The sequence below is a fragment of the Pseudomonas sp. Choline-02u-1 genome (genome assembly GCF_002836515.1).
In the GTDB taxonomy this organism is placed as follows: Bacteria; Pseudomonadota; Gammaproteobacteria; order Pseudomonadales; family Pseudomonadaceae; genus Aquipseudomonas.
The window spans coordinates 1-2129 of record NZ_PJBC01000030.1 but is presented as its reverse complement, the minus strand read 5'-3'; the positions used below and the strand labels follow the sequence as shown (position 1 = coordinate 2129).

Sequence of the window (2129 nt, the reverse complement as noted above, 5' to 3'; positions counted from 1 at the left end):
TATGAGACTTGCGCCGGCGAAGCCCCAAGCCTTGGCTTCAAGATCCAATGACAGTTTGCCGAAGTTGACGCTACGTACGCTGCCGTCGTGTGCCTTGTATTTCGCTATCCAGGGATCGGCCTTTGCCCGTTTAGGGAACTCGACTTTCTGCAAGCTTTAAGGTTGGTGATATTCAGTCCTTATTGTTTTCTTAAACAGGTTTTGGCTACGTTGAAAGAGAGTTGAGACCAATGCCATGCGAGAACTCAATAACCATAAACGGGAACAAAATAAGAAAGTGGTGGGCGTGTTTTCTTCCATTCTTCCGCAAATAGAAGGCCTTGCTTGATTTCTTCCTCGGTCATGTTTTCGGTGATTTTTGGAAGCATTCTTTCGCCGTCTTCAGCTGCTGTCCCGCCGCCCTCGAATTTAGACAACAGATAGGCTAGTCCATAAGCCTCAATCAGGTTTTTTGGATAGTCTAGATCGTTTGGTATATGGGCTACGCTGAGGGCGTAGTTACCGACCGCGCTGACGTACCCGCCTTCGGCCGATTTTTTTAACCAATAAGCAACTTCTTCTTTCTTACCTCCATGTTCGAATAAATAGTTGGCATAAAAATACATTGCTTTGGGATAACCACCTTCAGCTGACGCCTTGTACCACTTTTGAATAGTTTTTTCGCGGCTACCCGGAACGATGAACCATCCTTCCCCATCTTCGTAGATTCCTGCGAGTGTATTCTGTGCTAGAGGATCACCTGCCTCCGCTGCCATTTCTAACCAGCTAGATCCTTGTTTGGTGATGAATAAAACGGTCATTGCTTCAGTGTCGTTTTTTTTAGCTCGTTCCTGAGCTGATTGTATTACTTGTTCTCGCCATTCGTCTGCACTCTTACCACCGCAGCTTTTCATTTCATTACAGATGTCACTCTTGCTGCTTAGTCTTAGCATTGCGTATAGGTTGCCCTGTTGCGCAGCTGCTTCATACCATTTTCTTGCTTCATTAGTTGTGTACCGGTTGCTCAGACGAATTGCCTCTGCCAAGTAATATTGGGCTGTCTCGTCACCAGCAATAGCAGCACTCTCTAGTAAAGGTTGGGAGTCGTACCAGTCGCTTTGCTGGTACAAAATTAGTCCTCGCTCTTTTTTCGATTGCTGTTCTTGTGTTAGTTGCGCAGAAGCTGAGCAGGAAAAAAGAACGGATAGAAGTAAGCATGATATGATTTTAATCAATGTTAGGTCCTTTATAGCTAGCTTTTGTATCTTGGATTGGAGCGAAAGCAGGGCCTTTATAAATGATGTTGTACTCACAGTGTGCATTCAGTCGGGCGCCTAATCTAGCTACATGCTCGCGATAAATCCTTCTTGTGTCGTTACTTGACTTGTCCAGAGCTTTAACTCGTTCAGCCATAAATGAATCGAGCTTGGATTTGTTTCTACAATATGTAAGCCCGGCTTGCGGTGGTCGCGATCCATCCCGATTCATACGTATAATTGCCTCTTCGAACTGTAAAGCAGCGTTAGGGTTGGATGATATCCACCCTAAACAACGTTCGATCGCTCTCTGCTGTAGTTGATATGCCTCGTCTTCCTTGACGCTTTTATTGTCTAGGTCTTCTTCTATTGAAAAAGGTTCAGGAGATGAGCTAAGGGTCAATAGCAACGGTCCAAGTGCCTGTGGCTGCAAGTTACATACCCATTCCTGCATCTCTTCCTGTTTTTTGTCGGTGACGATTGAGTAAGCAATTAGCCCCCCACGCCCCCCCTCAGTCAGCGCCTCAAATATTCCTTTAACAATTGCATACCCACGCACATACGCAAAAACTACATCAATACCTGTGGCGCCAAGGAAGCTCAGTTTTTCCATATAGGCTGATGCTTCCTTATCCACCCACTCAAGATCCTTGTATTGGTTCGCGGCCATTTCCTGTCGCACCAGTTCCGTCAGGGCCACGATGCTGTCGTAGCCGACTTCAAAGGTCAAATAACCTTTCACGCCTGCGCCCCAGACCAGGGCCCCCTTGATCGACAGCAATAGATGGCCGTTTTGCATCCGCAGCTGTATATCGCCGGAGTAGCCGGCGCCGAGGGCTACGGCCATTTCCACTTCGAGTTTGGCCAGTGGACGCCACTGGTTGGCTGAGATGC

General features: G+C 47.1%; 1 protein-coding gene and 1 pseudogene. Both read right to left on the bottom strand.

All coding sequences use genetic code 11. From position 1 onward, the window contains the following. Positions 1 to 245 precede the first annotated feature (245 nt). On the bottom strand, positions 246 to 1214 hold the full coding sequence (locus CXF97_RS13950) for a tetratricopeptide repeat protein (protein ID WP_101159027.1): 969 nt from the start codon (positions 1212 to 1214) through the stop codon (positions 246 to 248). Further along, positions 1207 to 2129: pseudogene (locus CXF97_RS13945) on the bottom strand (hypothetical protein); the annotation flags it as partial. The gene CXF97_RS13950 and the pseudogene CXF97_RS13945, both read right to left, overlap by 8 nt.